Source organism: Mitsuokella apri (assembly GCF_051886055.1).
In the GTDB taxonomy this organism is placed as follows: Bacteria; Bacillota; Negativicutes; order Selenomonadales; family Selenomonadaceae; genus Mitsuokella.
On record NZ_JBJEXT010000070.1, the window covers coordinates 58,061 to 74,324 of the forward strand.

The 16,264-nt window shown below is 52.4% G+C and carries 16 protein-coding genes; 4 read left to right on the forward strand and 12 right to left on the reverse strand.

The window, feature by feature from the left end; genetic code table 11:
* Positions 1 to 22: 22 nt before the first annotated feature.
* The 4 genes from ACI4OH_RS10355 to lepA all read right to left on the reverse strand — a co-directional run bounded on the left by ACI4OH_RS10355 (position 23) and on the right by lepA (position 3,777).
* Positions 23 to 304 carry a glutaredoxin domain-containing protein gene (locus ACI4OH_RS10355; RefSeq protein WP_295713270.1) on the reverse strand — a complete coding sequence of 94 codons (282 nt, stop codon included), beginning with the start codon at positions 302 to 304 and terminating at the stop codon, positions 23 to 25.
* A 33-nt stretch (positions 305 to 337) separates the two neighbouring features.
* Entirely contained in the window at positions 338 to 721 is a 384-nt protein-coding gene (locus tag ACI4OH_RS10360; RefSeq protein WP_295713268.1) for a DUF488 domain-containing protein, read from the reverse strand.
* 80 nt (positions 722 to 801) lie between these two features.
* On the reverse strand, positions 802 to 1,971 hold the full coding sequence (hemW, locus tag ACI4OH_RS10365) for a radical SAM family heme chaperone HemW (RefSeq protein WP_435720879.1): 1,170 nt from the start codon (positions 1,969 to 1,971) through the stop codon (positions 802 to 804).
* 9 nt (positions 1,972 to 1,980) lie between these two features.
* Entirely contained in the window at positions 1,981 to 3,777 is a 1,797-nt protein-coding gene (lepA, locus tag ACI4OH_RS10370; RefSeq protein WP_432646811.1) for a translation elongation factor 4, read from the reverse strand.
* A 153-nt stretch (positions 3,778 to 3,930) separates the two neighbouring features.
* On the opposite strand from lepA, the gene rpsT reads away from it, so the two are divergent.
* Positions 3,931 to 4,197 (forward strand): 30S ribosomal protein S20, encoded by a 267-nt coding sequence (gene rpsT, locus ACI4OH_RS10375; RefSeq protein WP_036374005.1) that lies wholly within the window; start codon positions 3,931 to 3,933, stop codon positions 4,195 to 4,197.
* 63 nt (positions 4,198 to 4,260) lie between these two features.
* Here the strand turns inward: rpsT and trhA are convergent, their stop codons facing one another.
* Complete coding sequence (trhA, locus tag ACI4OH_RS10380; protein WP_432646812.1) at positions 4,261 to 4,944, reverse strand: PAQR family membrane homeostasis protein TrhA; 684 nt, start codon at positions 4,942 to 4,944, stop codon at positions 4,261 to 4,263.
* A gap of 47 nt (positions 4,945 to 4,991) precedes the next feature.
* A complete protein-coding gene (locus ACI4OH_RS10385) occupies positions 4,992 to 6,725 on the reverse strand; it encodes a sigma-54 interaction domain-containing protein (protein WP_432646813.1) in 1,734 nt (577 codons plus the stop codon).
* A 291-nt stretch (positions 6,726 to 7,016) separates the two neighbouring features.
* On the opposite strand from ACI4OH_RS10385, the gene ACI4OH_RS10390 reads away from it, so the two are divergent.
* From ACI4OH_RS10390 to iadA, 3 genes are read left to right on the forward strand one after another with little or no spacing between them, the layout of a single operon-like run.
* Positions 7,017 to 7,691 (forward strand): nucleoside recognition domain-containing protein, encoded by a 675-nt coding sequence (locus ACI4OH_RS10390; protein ID WP_295631015.1) that lies wholly within the window; start codon positions 7,017 to 7,019, stop codon positions 7,689 to 7,691.
* Complete coding sequence (locus ACI4OH_RS10395) at positions 7,678 to 8,166, forward strand: YjiG family protein (protein ID WP_295631013.1); 489 nt, start codon at positions 7,678 to 7,680, stop codon at positions 8,164 to 8,166. Before ACI4OH_RS10390 ends, ACI4OH_RS10395 begins: the two co-directional genes overlap by 14 nt.
* A gap of 58 nt (positions 8,167 to 8,224) precedes the next feature.
* On the forward strand, positions 8,225 to 9,415 hold the full coding sequence (iadA, locus tag ACI4OH_RS10400) for a beta-aspartyl-peptidase (protein ID WP_439784713.1): 1,191 nt from the start codon (positions 8,225 to 8,227) through the stop codon (positions 9,413 to 9,415).
* A gap of 98 nt (positions 9,416 to 9,513) precedes the next feature.
* On the opposite strand, the gene ACI4OH_RS10405 is transcribed toward iadA, so the two are convergent.
* The 6 genes from ACI4OH_RS10405 to ACI4OH_RS10430 all read right to left on the reverse strand — a co-directional run bounded on the left by ACI4OH_RS10405 (position 9,514) and on the right by ACI4OH_RS10430 (position 16,197).
* Positions 9,514 to 10,389: a hypothetical protein gene (locus ACI4OH_RS10405; protein ID WP_432646816.1), complete on the reverse strand. Its 876-nt coding sequence runs from the start codon at positions 10,387 to 10,389 to the stop codon at positions 9,514 to 9,516.
* Positions 10,390 to 10,534: 145 nt separating this feature from the next.
* Positions 10,535 to 11,887 carry an MATE family efflux transporter gene (locus ACI4OH_RS10410; RefSeq protein ID WP_439784714.1) on the reverse strand — a complete coding sequence of 451 codons (1,353 nt, stop codon included), beginning with the start codon at positions 11,885 to 11,887 and terminating at the stop codon, positions 10,535 to 10,537.
* Positions 11,888 to 11,890: 3 nt separating this feature from the next.
* A complete protein-coding gene (locus ACI4OH_RS10415; RefSeq protein ID WP_432646818.1) occupies positions 11,891 to 13,075 on the reverse strand; it encodes an SEC-C metal-binding domain-containing protein in 1,185 nt (394 codons plus the stop codon).
* A 160-nt stretch (positions 13,076 to 13,235) separates the two neighbouring features.
* Positions 13,236 to 14,609 carry an N-acetylmuramoyl-L-alanine amidase gene (locus ACI4OH_RS10420; RefSeq protein WP_439784715.1) on the reverse strand — a complete coding sequence of 458 codons (1,374 nt, stop codon included), beginning with the start codon at positions 14,607 to 14,609 and terminating at the stop codon, positions 13,236 to 13,238.
* A gap of 177 nt (positions 14,610 to 14,786) precedes the next feature.
* A complete protein-coding gene (locus tag ACI4OH_RS10425; protein ID WP_295713241.1) occupies positions 14,787 to 15,572 on the reverse strand; it encodes an amino acid ABC transporter ATP-binding protein in 786 nt (261 codons plus the stop codon).
* A complete protein-coding gene (locus ACI4OH_RS10430) occupies positions 15,553 to 16,197 on the reverse strand; it encodes an amino acid ABC transporter permease (protein ID WP_295630997.1) in 645 nt (214 codons plus the stop codon). Before ACI4OH_RS10430 ends, ACI4OH_RS10425 begins: the two co-directional genes overlap by 20 nt.
* Positions 16,198 to 16,264: the final 67 nt, after the last annotated feature.

The window sequence follows — 16,264 nt, forward strand, 5'->3', positions numbered from 1 at the left end:
ATGCATACTGCGCATAAATATTTTATTTTGCCGCGTCAAAAGCTTCCTTGACCGCTGCCTTGATGGTATCGTAGTCATCGCCCGGATGAGCCTCGAAGACCTTTTTGCCCTCGACAAACAGGCTCGGTACGTAGTAATAGTCTTTGGCATAGGCCTTGGCCTTATCCTGCTGCTCGTTCTCGTCGATGACTTCGACCTCGACCGACTGGTAAGCCGGCTGCTCTGCGCGCAGCTCTTCGATGGCCTGTGCTGCTTTGGCGCAGTACGGGCAGCCCTGCATCTTAATCATGGTAACTTTTTTCATATCGTTCATCCTTTCCATTGCCTTTTATCCTTGTCATGCCGTTGTATCAGGCTCTGCCGTCTTCTTCCGCAGCCAGGCCGCGAGCACAAGCGCATGATTTTCCTGCTGGTTCTTCGCCGCAAACAGCAAAGTCACATTCTGCGTCTGGAGCCATTCCCTGCATTTTTTTGCAAAGGCCGCAGCTCCTTCGCTGTGTTCCAATTCTTCGACATAGCCCTCGCGGAACCCTGCAAAGGGCATCTCGCCGCGATGATAAAGCGTCCGCAGCTCAGAGGACGGCGTGATTTCCTTTGCCCAGACATCGTAGGGAAGATTCTCCTTGCGAATGCCGCGCGGCCAGAGGCGGTCGGCAAGCACGCGCACACCATCGTCAGGCGAAGCTGCTTCATAAACGCGTTTCAGGCGGATTTCATGCATATAACATGCTTCCTTTCTTTCCTTATCATGTTCAGCTTACCATCTGACTCTTTAGGATTCCGTGACTCACGTCACAAAAGTCAGAGCAGGAATTCCTCAAACGCGGCATTGCCGTACTTCATGCCGAGCTCGGTCAGATGGACAAAATCTCCCTCTTCTGCCAAAAGCCCCTGCTGCCTGAGTTTGGCTATGGGCTCAGCATAGACTTCTGCCAGCGTCACGCCAAATTTTTCCGCAAAACGTCTTTTGTCGATGCCTTTAGCCGTACGCAGGGCGAGAAAGGCGAATTCTTCCATGGCAATTGCGCGCGTCGCGGGCTCTTCTTCCCGGCGCACACCCTTGCCCGAACGGATTCCTTCTATATATAAAGGAATCTCATGGACATTTTCATAGCGCTGTCCTTCAAGATACGAATGCGCTGCCGCGCCGAGACCGAGATACGGAACATCCTGCCAATAAGAAAGATTATGACGGCTCTCAAAGCCCGGCTTGGCAAAATTCGAGATTTCGTAGCGCGCGTAGCCATGCTGCGGCAAAAACAAAGTCATCGTGTCGTACATCTCCTCGACCGTATCCTCATCAGGAAGCTGCAGCTTCCCCATTTCCTGCATTTTGGCAAAGGCCGTGCCTTTCTCAAGCTGCAGCCCGTAAATCGAGATATGCTCGGGCTGCAGGGAAATCATCGTCTCAAGGTCATGCTGCAGCATCTCTATGGTCTCATCCGGCAGGCCGTAGATGAGGTCCATGCTGACATTGCGGAACCCCGCCGCCCGCGCAAGCTCCATGGCTTCTCTGGCCTGCGCCCCCGTATGGATGCGGCCGATGCGTTTCAGCAGGACATCGTCAAAGGTCTGAACGCCAAAGGACAGTCGATTGACGCCATAGCGGCGCAGCATCTTGAGATACGCGGGGGCAATCGTCCCCGGATTGCATTCCACGGTGAATTCCCATGGCATTTCCTGCCCCTGTCCGCAGTCTTCGGCAGTGCCAAAGACGTTCTGCAGCCTAACGAGAAGTTTTTCCATGAGCTCTGCCGGCAGGACACTCGGCGTGCCGCCGCCCATATAGACGGTCGCAGGCCTGCCCCATCTGCCGCGATAAAGAGCGCCCTGCACCGCGATTTCACGGCACAGGGCGTCAATGTAGTCACTTTTATAGCGCTCGCGTCCCGCAAAGGACGGAAAGTCACAGTAAAAGCACTTCTGGCGGCAAAAGGGGATATGGATATATACACCCCATTGTCTTTTCATCGCTTTGCCTCAGTCAATCTTGAGGATGGCCATGAAGGCCTCCTGCGGGATTTCGACACTGCCAACGGCTTTCATGCGCTTCTTGCCTTCCTTCTGCTTTTCGAGCAGTTTGCGTTTACGCGAGATATCGCCGCCGTAGCACTTGGCAAGGACATCCTTGCGGCGGGCACGCACATTCTCGCGCGCGATGACTTTCGAGCCAATCGCGGCCTGAATCGGAATCTCAAACATCTGCTGCGGGATGATTTCCTTGAGCTTCGCCGCGAGCTGACGGCCGCGCGAAGCTGCACGGTCCTTATGAACGATGGTCGACAGAGCATCGACAGGCTCGCCATTCAGCAGGATATCGACCTTGACGAGCTTCGACTCCTTGTAGTCGGCCAGTTCATAGTCAAGCGAAGCATAGCCGCGCGTCGCCGACTTCAGGCGGTCGAAGTAGTCGAAGATGATTTCGTTAAGCGGGATATGATAGGTTATCATGACGCGGTTCGTATCGAGGTAGTCCATGCCCTTGAATTCGCCGCGCTTGTCCTGCGAGATTTCCATGACCGCACCGACAAAGTCGTTCGGCACAATGACCGTAGCCTTGACATACGGCTCTTCGATATGGTCGATTTCCGTCTGCGGCGGCAGTTCGGCCGGATTGCTGACTTTAAGCATCGTGCCGTCGGTCTTGTAAACGTGGTAGATAACGGAAGGTGCCGTCGTGATGAGCTTCAGGTTGTACTCGCGCTCCAGACGCTCCTGAATGACATCCATGTGCAGCAGGCCGAGGAAGCCGCAGCGAAAGCCAAAGCCGAGGGCAATGGACGTCTCGGGTTCGAAGACGAGTGCCGCATCGTTGATCTGCATTTTCTCGAGGGCGTCCTTGAGATTGTCATAGTCGGAACTCTCAACCGGATAAAGGCCGCAGTAGACCATCGGATTGACGCCGCGGTAGCCCGGCAGCGGCTCTTTGGCCGGATTGTCGGCATAGGTGATCGTATCGCCGACGCGCACATCGCGCACATCCTTTAAAGAGCCCGCGACGAAGCCGACTTCACCGACGTCGAGATGGCCGATATCGACAGGCTGCGGCTTAAAGCAGCCGACATCCGTGACCTCAAAGACCTTGCCCGAATTCATGAGCTTGAGCTTCATGCCCTTTTCGATATGGCCCTGCTTGACGCGGATATGAGCGATAACGCCCTTGTATGAATCAAAGAACGAGTCAAAAATCAGGGCCTGCAGCGGCGCGTTCTCATCGCCCTCCGGTGCCGGCACATAATCGACGATGGCATCGAGGATTTCTTCGATGCCGACGCCCGTTTTCGCCGAGGCCAGCACGGCGTTTGACGTATCGAGGCCGATGACGTCCTCAATTTCCTTTTTCACGCGCTCCGGGTCGGCACTCGGCAGGTCAATCTTGTTGATGACGGGAATGATTTCGAGGTCGTGCTCGAGCGCCATGTAGACATTCGCAAGAGTCTGCGCCTCGACGCCCTGTGCCGCATCGACGACGAGCAGCGCGCCCTCGCAGGCTGCAAGGCTGCGCGAAACCTCATAGGTAAAGTCGACATGGCCCGGTGTGTCGATGAGGTTGAGCTCGTATTCCTCGCCGTCCTTGCCCTTATAATTCAGGCGTACGGTCTGCGACTTAATGGTGATGCCGCGCTCACGCTCAATATCCATATTGTCGAGGACCTGTGCTTCCATCTCACGCTTTGAAAGCGTGCCCGTATATTCAATCAGACGGTCCGCAATCGTCGATTTTCCATGGTCAATATGCGCAATGATGGAAAAGTTGCGGATGTTCTTGTTCTGCATGTTCATTTTCCTTTCAATCTATACGTCGTGCCAGTCGAAAATATTATACCATTCTCAAGGCTTCTCCTGCAAGAAAAGCAAAGAAATGGTTGCTTTTTCACTTGACCCATGATATTATACTTAGGTAACGAATTATTTAAGGGGGTGAACTACTTGCCGAATATCAAAGCATCTATCCTGAGTGTGAAATCCGACGCTAAGCGCCATGCAAAGAACGCTGCCGAGAAGTCTCGTGTCCGCACTGCTTCCCGCCGTGTCCTCGATGCTGTTGAGGCTGGAAACGCTGATGAAGCGAAATCCCTCCTTACGGTTGCATGCAAGACGATCGACCAGGCCGCTGCAAACAAGGTTTATCACAAGAACGCTGCTGCCCGCAAAAAGTCCCGTCTGGCTCGCAAAGTCAACGCACTGGCTAAATAATCTTTGCAGATAAGATAGAAAAGGCCCGCTCTTTTGAGCGGGTCTTTTTCTGTATGCAGTTTTTTAAAGCATCGCCACGGCCGAGCGGACAAATTCCGGCAGCGGCAGCACATAATGGAATACCGTGTAGAAATGAACGGCACTGCCCGCCATGACAAAGAGATGCCAGATGACGTGGCTGTACGGCATTTTCCGCGCCAGGTAGAAGATGGCACCGACCGTATAGCAGAGGCCGCCGGCCACGAGCCACCAGATGGCTTCCATTGGCAGCGTCTGTAAGAGCGGCTTGACCATAAAAACAGCAAACCAGCCCATGCCGAGATAGCAGAGCGTGCGCACAATGCGGAAACGCTTGGCCGCGAAGCACTGGAAGACGATGCCGATGACCGCCATGGCCCAGACAAAGCCAAACACGGCCCAGCCAAAACTGCCATGCAGCGGAATCAGCGCAAACGGCGTGTAATTGCCCGCAATCAGCACAAAGATGGCCGCATGGTCAATGACCTTGAAGACCGACTTGACCTTAAGATTCGTAAAGCTGTGATAAAGCGTCGAGGCAAGATACAGAAGAATCAACGAGATGCCATAGACAAGACAGCTCGTCGTATGCCAGACGCCATCCCCCGCATAATAAATCAGCATGCCGACGAGAGCCGCCACAGCCAAAGCCGCGCCAACGCCATGCGTCACGGCATTGAGGACTTCCTCAAGTGTAACAGGTGCCTTTAAAGCAACTGTATGTTTCATAAAAAAACCTCCCCTCTTGACGAGGATACTATGATTAGGCTATTTCATTATCCTTCATTTTGCGTCCGTTGTAAAATATCCGACAAGGGTCTCAGCAGGCGTATACCGCCGCGGCCATGCGTCAGAGCAATATCCCCGCTGTCCACCATTTCATGGCAGACTGTGCGAATCTGACTTTCAGGAACGTGCAGACTTGAAGCCAATGTCCGCCGGCCTAAATGACGGCCTTCCTGTGCAGATTCTGCCAATAATAGTAAGACTTTTTCACGCAGATTACCCGCTTTCTGGCAGAGCTGCGTCAGTTCTGCACCACTATTGTATATATTACGCATCGGCGGCAGCAAGTCCCCCACCTGCGGTCTGCCAGTATCACATATATTCAGCAAATACTCCACGAGATTCTGAAGTTCACGGATATTGCCCGGCCATGTGTATGTTTGCAGCACAGGCAAAATATCCTGAAAATAATCTTCTGCCTCCTGTACTGACAATGATGGTTTAAATTGACGTAAAAATGATGCCGCCAACAGGGGGATATCTTCTTTTCGCTCATGAAGAGACGGCAAAGACAAAGGCAGGATGTTAAGCCTGTAATAGAGGTCTTTGCGGAATTTCCCCTGCTGTATCAGCTCAACAAGGTTCTGATTTGTCGCTGCAATGATGCGCACATCGATATGAACCGACGTCGTGCTGCCGACTCTGCGGATTTCTCGTTCCTGCAGGACACGCAAGAGTTTGATTTGGAAAGACAGCGGCGCATCACCTATTTCATCGAGAAAAATCGTTCCCTTGTTGGCACGCTCAAAAAGCCCCATTGCCCCATGGCGTGAAGCACCAGTGAAAGCACCTTCTACATAGCCGAAGAGTTCCGAATCCAGCAGTGATTCTGTAATTGCTGCAAAATTTACAGCAACGAAGGGCCCGGAAGACCTCGGTGACGCATTATGGATACTTTGGGCAAACAGCTCTTTGCCCGTCCCGCTTTCTGCCTGAATCAGGACAGTCGATTCCGATGCTGCAAATCGTTTGGCGATTCGCACTGCCTTCTGCAATGCAAAAGAACTGCCAAGAATATCTTCAAAATGATACACTGCCGCCGTATGCTCTTCCTGATGTTTACGCGTGACCACATCTTCCAGCCGACTGACTTCCTGACGCAAATGCGCACTTTCTTTTTCATAATGATGCCCTGCAGCAATAAAGCCGACCATATCACGTACATATTTTGCTGAAAGAAAATCTGCATAATACGGCAGGATGCCCAATCGGGATAAAAGCTCCACAAGTGAGGTTATATCGATAAGGCGTGTATGGATATCCACAATCTTTTCAATGGAAGATGGCACCAGCTGAGCTTCTCCCGGCGTCACGGCAACTTTTGCTACATGCGGATCCTTCATGCCAGGATAATAGGCATAATAATTCAAATGGTCAATTCCCAGCGTCTGCAAAAGTGATATCGTATCATCGGCCGATGATTTTGCATCATTGACCAGCAGTACATTGGTCCCTGTCGGTATCTCGAATAATTTGTTGACTGCATGATAATTGATAGAGCGGCGTGCTATCATGAACGGTGTATTATCTGTTACATGCTTTCTGGCTCGTGCATATGACAACTGACTGGAAAAGACAGCAAAGTCTGCATCAATTTTTTCTGGCAGATTGCCTTCAATATAATAATCACTGATATTGACGCGGCTGCCCAGCAGGTCGTGCAGCTGCTCACGGCAGCTGTACGACGTCTTGCGTCCCATAGCAATCAATGCGATGTGTTTCACTGGTCTTCCTCCTAATGGGATAAAACGGGATTCTTCCCTATTATATCATATGATATTCCCATTGATACCATAAATATTACACTTTACTGTATCTTTCTTTATGTATACTGTATTCTTTACAACTTTATTATTGGCTTGTGACCTGTGAATATACAATGCTTCTGTGGTAATCATCTGCGGAAAAATTATTTTATTTTTATGGGAAAGAAAAAGTTGGCATCATTCTTGCATCTTTATTTAGTGTCGACATGATATCTTCATTCAGATTCGTAACACAAGGAGGAATTTCATATGGAAAAGAAGGATGCCCCCAAGATTAAAGTCGGCTGGGTTGGCTATGCCGCTTTTATTTTTGCTATCATCTTGTTCTCCGGAATTTTTTCATCTTCGGACACCTGGCTCAGGGTATTCGACTTCAACGTTCTCAACGGTAAATTCGGTACCATTCCGCCAGGAGCCGAAAAAGCCTTGGACTTCCGCGGTGCCGGCGGTACCGGTGCACGTGATGGTTTCCTTTTCGCCATTGAACTCATCCCTGCCGTCATTCTCGCCCTCGGCATCGTCAATGTCATTGACGGACTCGGCGGTCTGCGTGCTGCGCAAAAGCTCATGACACCAATTCTGAAGCCTCTGCTTGGTATTCCAGGCATCACAGCGCTGGCAAGTATCGCCAATATGCAGAGCACCGATGCCGCAGCCGGCATGGTCAAGGAACTCTATGACCAAGGTGAGATTACAGATAAGGAGCGTTCTATCCTCATCGCTTATCAGACCAGTGCTTCTGCTTTCATCACCAACTATTTTTCCTCAGGAGCCGCAGTCTTCAGCTTTATTCTGACACCAATCATCATCCCACTCATCGTCATGTTCGTCTTCAAGATTATCGGCGGCAATCTCATGCGTATTTATCTGAAGATGTTCTATAAGGAAAATGCAAATGGAGGGAATGAAAATGGCAACGCCTGATACTGCAAAAACAGAAAAGAAGAAAAATATTCTCGACCTCTTCATTGACGGTGCCCGCAACGGCTTTACCATTGGCACGACGAGCCTGCTGCCGAATGTCATCATGGCATTTGTCATCATCCGCATTCTCGATGTCACGGGCCTTCTTCATCTCATCGGTATTGTCTGCGCGCCAATCATGGCGTTATGGGGCCTCCCCGGTGAAGCTGCTACGGTACTCGTCACGGCCATCATGAGCATGGGCGGCGGCATCGGCGTGGCCATGAGCCTCTATACTTCCGGCATCCTTGACCCCGCTGCCCTGACTTCTCTTGTACCTGCTATTTACCTTATCGGCAATCCTGTACAGAATGTCGGACGCTGCCTTGGTATTTCCGGCGTCAATACGAAGCATTACGTCGCTATCATCAGCATCTGCTTCATTAATGCACTGCTTTCCATTTGGGTTATGCGCTTCCTGCTGTTGTTCTTCTAAGCTCTTAAATAACAATATATCTTAGTTTGTATTTTATTTCTTTGAAAGGATGAGTACTATGTCAGATAAACCATTCTTCACAATGATTCGCAATGCCCATATCTACGCTCCCGAAGATCTTGGCATTCAGGATATACTTCTGGCCGGCGAAAAAATTGCCGGCATCGGCAAAGGAATTGAACCGCCACAGGGCATTGAATGCCGTGAAATCGACCTCAAAAATGCACGGGTACTGCCGGGATTCATTGATGGCCATGTCCATATGATTGGCGGCGGCGGTGAAGGCGGCTTCCATACGCGCACGCCGGAACTCGTACTCTCGAAGGTCACGCTGTCCGGTGTCACGACCGTCTGCGGTCTTCTTGGTACCGACGGCACGACGCGTCACGTTGAAAGTCTGCTCGCTAAGGCCAGAGGCCTTGAAAACGAAGGTCTTTCTACCTACATCTACACAGGAGCCTACGAACTTCCTACCCCAACTATCACTGGCAGTGTGCGCAAGGATATCGTCATGATTGACAAAATCATCGGCGCTGGCGAAATTGCCATGAGCGACCATCGTTCCGGTCAGCCTCAAGCCTGGGATTACCGCCGTCTTGCAGCCGAGACACGCGTTGGCGGCATGATCAGCGGCAAATGCGGTATTATCAACATGCATATGGGCGATGGCAAAAACGGCCTCAAATATCTCTTTGAGATTACTGAAGATGGTGAGATTCCTAAAACGCAGTTCCTGCCCACTCATATCAACCGCAATAAGAAGCTTTTTGCTGAAGGCATCAAATGGGCTAAAGAAGGCGGCTATATGGATATCACTTCAGGCATTGACCCCAGCCATCCGGGGTCTGAGAACGCTGTAAAGCCAAGTGAAGCTGCCAAAAGAGCACTCGATGCAGGTGTTCCCCTCTCCCACATCACTATGAGTTCTGATGGCAACGGCAGTATGCCGGTCTTTGATGAGGCCGGCAATCCAATCGGTGTGGGCGTCGGCGACCAGCATTCGATGTTCACGGAATTCCGTGATATGGTCCAAAAAGAAAATATCCCCATCAATGAGGCTATTCAGATTCTCAGCACCAATGTCGCCAAGGCCCTCAAGATTTACCCGAAAAAAGGCTTGCTGGCACCGCAGAGTGATGCTGACTTCATCGTTATCTCTGATGATTTCGAGCTTGAGCATGTCTGGGCAAGAGGACAGCAAATGGTCGCTGACGGACAGGCAATTGTCAAAGGTACGTTCGAAGATTAATGTCACTGGACAAACTACAATACATATAATTACAACAAAAATGGAGCAGATTTTTCTGCTCCATTTTTTACATAATGAATTTTGCCTGCGGTGTTTATTTAAGCTGCCAGCGGCCAGCTGATATCTCTAGCCCCCTTCGGCTCGACGACTTCTGCATTATAAGCAATGCTAAGACGCGTTGCTTCTTCGATTTCCTCAGCGGTCGAGGCCGGGTTGCGGCGGATTTCGTAGACTTCATGAGAAGCCTGTTTGATGGCAAAGGACTGCGGCGTGTGGAACTGCAGCTCGACGCGCGTACCGAAAGGGCTCAGCAGATGGACGTTGACGCCCTGATAGAACTTGCCTCCCCAAGCGTTGTGGAATTTCTCGACACGGTAGCCTTTTTCCGTAAGTACCGCCAATGCCTTTGGCACCATCTCGCTGTAATCTTCAGCCGAGCAGGTCAGCGTATAGCGAAGGACATCGCTGACGCCGGCAGCAGCGGCCATCAGGCTGACCTGGTCTTCTTCCGCATCGCTTTCAATCTTGCGGGCCAGGCTGTCCATGCTCTTGAGGCGGTACTCGAGCCCCTGCAGGTGTGCAGAGGATTTTTCCAGCGTGCGCATATCGGCAGTAACCTCAGGCTCAGCCGTCTCAGCCTTGCTCAGCAGAGCTTCAGCCAAGAGGCGGCTGCGCTGCTTCCTGGTCAGGCGGTCGCCGCCTTTGCCGAGCTGTCTCGTATCGACAGCCTCATTGTCCACCATGACCGCAGCCAGGGCCTTGTTGGGGCTTGGCGCTGCGTAGCCGGGCAGTATGTGGATTGGTGAAAGTACGGCCATCACCATGATGACGGCGGCCGTCAGGCTGCGCATAAACGCGCCGGCCCCTGTCACCTTACGCGAAAAGCGCGCCGGCTTAAATTTACGGAACGAGCGCGTGACGCCGCGTCCCGTCTTCTTATTATGGATTTCCGTCAGCTCTTGTCCTGCCTTCATTTGCATTCCCTCCAGACGACGTTGTTATCTTTCTTACAGGTATATCATAGCAAGCGAAACTTGAAAACAACTGATTGCTTCTGAAAACTATATGAAAATCGAAAAAGTCAGCCAAAATCCAGGCTGACTTTTTCTTATTCCTTCATTATAAAGTTTCAGCAAAGCGTTTCTGTATCGTATGCAGGCGCAGAGAAAGGAACACCGCGCCAACGGCAATGCCAAGAATCAGGCCGCACCAGTAGCCATACGGGCCGAGCTGCGTAAACGCCGCCAAGGCCCAGCCAACAGGCAGTCCGATGACCCAGTAAGAAACGACGGCGAGTACAAAGGTCACGTGCACATCCTTATAGCCGCGCAGTGCCCCCTGCAAAGGCGCGTCGATGCTGTCGGCCAGCTGCAGAAATACCGCAAAGACGAGAAAGACGACCAGAAGCTCCTGTACATCCGGACTCGATGTATAAAGACTTGCAATGACATCGCGAAACTGCACGAGCAGCAGGGCAAGGCTGCCCTCAAACAAAAACGTCAGCAGCCGCCCGAGACGGATGAACGCCGCCGCGTCCTCACTTCTGCCCGCACCAATCTCAAAACCGACGAGAATCGTCAAGGCCATGCTGGCGGAAAGCGGAATCATGTAGATGAGCGTCGTAAAGCTCATAGCCGCCTGATGCGCCGCGACGACCGTCGTGCCGTAAATCGTCATGAACAGGCCGACGGCGCTGAAGATGCTCATCTCACAGAACATCGTGCTGCCAATCGGAATGCCAAGGGACAGGGCCTTTTTCCATTCCGCAGGATGGGGATGCGGCAGCCCGCGAAAGACATGGTAGTTGCGAAAAGGCTCGATGCAGCTGACCACGAGGATATTGCAGAGAAAATTCAGCACAAAGGCAATGGCCGAACCGATGCCCGCGCCGATACCGCCAAAGGCCGGCACGCCCAATGCCCCGTACATAAAGACATAATTCGCCGCTACATTGACCGGCACGGTCAGCAGCGTCACCATCATCGTCAAACGCGTGTAGCCGTGAGCATCGATGAGATTGCGCAAGACGCCCGACAGGAAAATCGGCACGATGCCAAAGGCAATTGCGATGAGATAGCCGGCCGCCACATGAGCAACCTTGGGTTCAAGACGAAGATAGTCAAGAATGAACGGCACAAAGAGGATGCCAAGCAGCAGAAAGAGAAAAGCCAGGCCCAAGGACCAGTAAAAACCCTGACGCACGACAAAGGCGATTTCCTTTTTCTCCCCTGCCCCATAATGCTGCGAGATGACCGGCGTCAGTACCGAAATGACACCGAGAAACGAGCCAAAGAACGGCATGAAGAGGTTCGAACCAACGGCCACGCCCGCCAGGTCCTGCTCACTAACGTGGCCGGACATGACGGTATCAAAAAATCCCGTCGATGTCAGGGCAATCTGCGTGATGAAGATGGGCAGCAGCACCGCAAAGAATTTCTTTGCTTTTTTCTTATATTGTGGCTGATAGATCATGCCTCACTGTTCATCCTTGCGCAGGCAGCAGTTCTTATACTTCTTGCCGCTGCCGCACGGACAGGGGTCGTTGCGTCCGACTTTGGGCTTGCGCACCTGATCAAACGGGATGATGCGGCCCTGACCGCTCTTTTCCATGAGCTCCGCCGGCGTATGGCCCTTAAGCTGCCAAAGGTGTGTCTCATTATTGAAAGCAGCGAGGACGGGCACGATGGCCTCAGCTTTATCCTCATCCTTCATGAGCCCGAGTTCTTCCAGATATTCGACAGCTTCCTGCAGGGAGCCGCCATTCTGCAGCAGGATGAGGATTTCTCCGGCCACATCAGCCGCTTTCAGAACATCATAGCCATGTTCTTTCATAAAGAAGGCAATGAGCGCACGGTACGACGGTGTGTCCGGCGTATACGTATCCGCACCGGCAGCATGAACTTCCTCGTACGTGAGCTTGGCAAAATCAAGGTCGCTGCGGCGCAGCTGTTCATTCTCAAGCTTTTCCTCATCAATGAGCGTATAGTATTTGACCCCCTGCGGCAGCGCCGTCACGATATTTTTCCAGCACGAGACATTGAGCATGACACCGGCAAAATCCATAAAGCTGATTTCAGCACGCTGTTTTTCGTCAAGATAAGAGAGCACGGCTTCGTAGAGCTGCTCAAAGTTCATATAGCCATAGTGATAGAGCAGCCCGGCCGCCAGGCGCGCCATCTCCGTGTTGCGGGCCACGAGTGCCGGATATGTCTCATCATTCATACGCGAGAAAACCGCCAGTACCTCTTCCGGCATATACCAGACCAGGCCGTCCCCTTCTTTGCCGCAGGACAAGAAGCCGAGGCCGCGCAGATAGTCAAGGCGTTCATCGTCCTCGCCCAGCTTTCGCGAAAGGCCGTCATGCTCGACAAAGTCTTTGAAACAGACGTACTCTTCTTCCAAAAGCGATGGCAGCCAGCGGGCGGCAAATTCTTCTACAGCCGGCACGAGGCGTTCGATGAGCTCGGCCTTTTTAAGGGAGCTTGCTCCCGTCACGTTGAGATTGAAGCGGATATCGTCAAGCTCCGCCTTCGTCATAGCGGCCATCATGCCGGCCAGTGTGCGCTTCTCCGGCAGTTTGTGGCGGTAAAGCTGTTTCCTGCGCTCTTCCCGACCCTCGGCCATCATTGCTTCGAGACTCTCTTCTGTGTCCATTGCCATGAACTTCTGATCCTGTTCCAAAAAATTTCCCTGTCCTTTCCTAAACATCCATATCTCACAATATGCTCATGATTCCTATCAGTAAAATGGCCCCGCCTACTTCGGCAGGGCTATAAAGAAATAACTAAATTAACAAATGAACGAAGCAGCGGAGCTTTTATCAGCCAAAGTAATCGGCAATGCCATCGGCGATGCCTTGTGCCGCCTTCTTGATGCCGTCTTCACTGTTTAAGAGCTGTTCTTCCTGCGGGTTCGAGATGAACGCTACCTCAACGAGAGTTGCCGGCATATCCGTGTGCTTGACCACGTAGAAATTGCAGCTCTGCGTACCGCGGCTCTGCGTGCCAATCTGGTCGATGACGCCCTGGCGTACCTTGTCGGCAAGGTCGCGCGAACGCTTGGAGCCCAGCGAGTAATAATAGCCCGTCGTGCCCTTGGCCGCACCGCTCGAGAACGAATCCATATGAATCGAGAGGAAGATATCCGATTTCGTGTTGTTCGCCACGTCGCAGCGGGCCTGCAGTTCCTCGATATCCGAGGCATTGGCGCCTTTTGGCGATACCTCGGTATCCGTCGTACGCGTCATATAGACGGTCGCTCCCTCAGCCACAAGCAGGCGGCGCAGTTCATTGGCAATGCGCAGCGTCACGGTCTTTTCCATCACGCCCGTCGGCCCGATAGCCCCCGAGTCGTTGCCGCCATGACCGGCGTCAATCGTGATTTTCTTGCCTTTGACGCCATTGAGGGCTGCAATATCCGCATCCGTATCATCCGAGATAATGGCACCGTCATTGCCGGTATTGGTGTTAGAATTTGTTTGGCCCTTATCCCCGCTGGTGTTTCCCGCCGTCTGACTGCCTGTACCGGCAGCATCCTTTGCCGGGCCATCGATATCCTCACTCTTTGAGACAGGTGTCGTGGCAGCAGGCTTTGTCGGCGTGACAGGCTGGGTCTGCGCCGCAGAGGACGGTTTCCCTGTCTGGGATGTTGGCTTCGTCTCTGACGGATTCTTCTGCACGGACGATGAAGAAGACGTATTCGGCTTCGTAGCAGCAGGCTTCTTCACATCCGGCGTGGCAATGACGGTCTTGGAGCTGTCATTGAGATTGCCAAAGTCGAGTACAACACGTCCCGGTACCGGGCCGCCCGCTAAGGGGAATACCTTGTAGTTGTTGCTGCCGACTTTATTTTCGACCACGACGCGCACGGTATTCTTATTGAACTGACCGATGCGGATATCGTTGACAAAGCGGCTGTCCACGGAAATTTGCCGTTTGACTTTGGCCGCGAGCCATGCTCCCTGAATATCAACGATGACACGGTCCGGGTTCTTCAGTGTCATTATCGTATAACGAACCGGCTTGCTCGCATCGACGACGATGCGGATTTTGTCGGCACCGCTGTTGACGCGCACAGCCGTAATCTCAGCCATGCCGCTCACGCGCTCGCTGAAATCAGAATCCGCAGCTGACACGCCCGCCATCGGCAGCAGCATGACTGCGATGACAGATAACAGGAACAGTACGCGCTTCATATGACCCCTCCAACATTAATTCGCTCGCGGCAGCTGCCAACGGCGCTGTCACGAAGACATTCTACGTTTTATTATCCCCTTTCTTCCTGAAAAAATCAAGAAAAGTTACCTGAGAAGCGCAGAATTTTCCTTTGCGCACAAAAAAAGAGCGATCGCTCGCTCCCTTTCATCACAAAATCAAAGCATGTTCTGCAGAAATGCCTTTGTGCGCTCTTCCTGCGGATTGCTGAAGAACGGCTCTGGTTCTCCCTGTTCAACAATCGTGCCGTCGGCCATGAAGATGACATGGCTCGCGACCTCACGTGCAAACGTCATTTCGTGCGTGACGACGACCATCGTCATGCGCTCTTCCGCCAGTTCGCGCATGGTCTTGAGTACTTCGCCCGTGAGTTCCGGGTCAAGTGCAGACGTCGGCTCATCGAACAGCATGATGTCCGGCTTCATGCAGAGCGCGCGGGCAATGGCCACACGCTGCTGCTGGCCGCCTGACAGCTGCGACGGATAATACTCCGCGCGGTCAGCAAGGCCGACTTTTTCCAAAAGTTCTTTGGCATACGGCAGGATTTCCGCCTTCTTCATGCCCTTGACCAGCATCGGTGCCTCGATGAGATTCTCCATGACCGTCATATGTGGGAACAGATTGAACTGCTGGAACACCATGCCCGTGTGCGAGAGAATTTCGCGGCTCTTCTTCGCATCGGCATATTCGGCCACACCGTGTTCATCCGTATCGGCGAGGAATTCGCCTTCAATCTCAATCGAGCCTGAGTCAATCGTCTCAAGCTTATTGATGCAGCGCAGAAGCGTGCTCTTGCCCGAACCGGACGGGCCGATGATGGCGAGCACTTCACCGCGCTTGACTTCGATATCGATGCCCTTGAGCACGGAAAGGTCGCCGAACGATTTATGGATATCATGCATGCGCAGCATGACTTCTGCATCATTATTTGTCGTATTTGCCATAATGGGCCTCCAGTTTCTTGAACATCCAGGTCAGGACGAATGTCATGGCCAGATAGAAGATGCCGGCAATCAGGAACGGCGTCATATCGAACTCGCGCTGGACAATCGTGCGTGCAACGCGCAGCAGGTCGTTCATGGCAAGGATATAGATAAGAGACGTATCCTTGACGAGGTTGATGGTCTCGTTCGAAACCGGCGGCAGCACGATGCGGATGACCTGCGGCAGGATGATGCGGCGCATCGTCTGCGGATAGCTCAGACCCAGCGTCTTAGCAGCTTCATACTGTCCCTTCGGCACCGACTGAATGCCGGCACGGAAAATCTCCGCAAAATACGCCGCATAGTTGAGCGTGAAGGCCAGCAGCGCTGCAGCGATGTCCGGCAGCATGACACCGACCATCGGCAGGGCAAAGTAGACAAACAGCAGCTGCAGCATCAGCGGCGTGCCGCGCATGAGCCAGATGTAAAATTCCATGAACGCACTGAGCGGCCGCCATTTTGAGAGTCTGCCCAGCGCGGCGAGCATGCCGAGCGGCAGGGCTATAATCAATGTGATGAAGAAGATTTCGAGTGTAATCTCGGAGCCTTCCAGCATCTGTAATATCGTATCAAGCAGATTATCCATCGTTTTTTCTTCTCCTCTGCGGATTCCTTTAGTCTAGCAAAGTATTAACATACCATCCATTGTACAA

Excerpts from the sequence above, each read along its gene's own strand:
- ACI4OH_RS10355 (WP_295713270.1), bottom strand. The coding sequence starts at position 304 with ATGAAAAAAGTTACCATGATTAAGATGCAGGGCTGCCCGTACTGCGCC.
- ACI4OH_RS10360 (WP_295713268.1), bottom strand. The coding sequence starts at position 721 with ATGCATGAAATCCGCCTGAAACGCGTTTATGAAGCAGCTTCGCCTGAC.
- hemW (WP_435720879.1), bottom strand. The coding sequence starts at position 1,971 with ATGAAAAGACAATGGGGTGTATATATCCATATCCCCTTTTGCCGCCAG.
- lepA (WP_432646811.1), bottom strand. The coding sequence starts at position 3,777 with ATGCAGAACAAGAACATCCGCAACTTTTCCATCATTGCGCATATTGAC.
- trhA (WP_432646812.1), bottom strand. The coding sequence starts at position 4,944 with ATGAAACATACAGTTGCTTTAAAGGCACCTGTTACACTTGAGGAAGTC.
- ACI4OH_RS10390 (WP_295631015.1), top strand. The coding sequence starts at position 7,017 with ATGGAAAAGAAGGATGCCCCCAAGATTAAAGTCGGCTGGGTTGGCTAT.
- ACI4OH_RS10395 (WP_295631013.1), top strand. The coding sequence starts at position 7,678 with ATGGCAACGCCTGATACTGCAAAAACAGAAAAGAAGAAAAATATTCTC.
- iadA (WP_439784713.1), top strand. The coding sequence starts at position 8,225 with ATGTCAGATAAACCATTCTTCACAATGATTCGCAATGCCCATATCTAC.
- ACI4OH_RS10405 (WP_432646816.1), bottom strand. The coding sequence starts at position 10,389 with ATGAAGGCAGGACAAGAGCTGACGGAAATCCATAATAAGAAGACGGGA.
- ACI4OH_RS10410 (WP_439784714.1), bottom strand. The coding sequence starts at position 11,887 with ATGATCTATCAGCCACAATATAAGAAAAAAGCAAAGAAATTCTTTGCG.
- ACI4OH_RS10415 (WP_432646818.1), bottom strand. The coding sequence starts at position 13,075 with ATGGCAATGGACACAGAAGAGAGTCTCGAAGCAATGATGGCCGAGGGT.
- ACI4OH_RS10420 (WP_439784715.1), bottom strand. The coding sequence starts at position 14,609 with ATGAAGCGCGTACTGTTCCTGTTATCTGTCATCGCAGTCATGCTGCTG.
- ACI4OH_RS10425 (WP_295713241.1), bottom strand. The coding sequence starts at position 15,572 with ATGGCAAATACGACAAATAATGATGCAGAAGTCATGCTGCGCATGCAT.
- ACI4OH_RS10430 (WP_295630997.1), bottom strand. The coding sequence starts at position 16,197 with ATGGATAATCTGCTTGATACGATATTACAGATGCTGGAAGGCTCCGAG.